We start from the raw sequence: 236 nt of genomic DNA on the forward strand, positions 1-236 counted from the left end.
ATTTATGAGTTTGACAAAGAACTCCGAAAGTTAATTCTGTCTACCGTTGAGCAGATTGAAATCTTTCTCAGAACACAAATGGCTTATTATCACGTACATAAATATGGGCCCGATGGCTATATGTCCCCAAAGGTGTACAACAAAAAACACAATCACGCCCTTTTCTCTAAACATGTTACATCATGTATAAACGAAAACAGCAAGACTCTCATCGTGCAGCACCATATGCAAAAATA

The 236-nt window shown here is 37.3% G+C and carries 1 protein-coding gene; it reads left to right on the forward strand.

The annotated features are described in order from the left end of the window. The coding region (locus D1841_RS20045) for an Abi family protein (RefSeq protein WP_371722189.1) at positions 1–236 on the forward strand (236 nt) is incomplete at its 3' end.

The organism is Neglectibacter sp. X4, from assembly GCF_009917365.1.
In the GTDB taxonomy this organism is placed as follows: domain Bacteria; phylum Bacillota; class Clostridia; order Oscillospirales; family Acutalibacteraceae; genus Acutalibacter.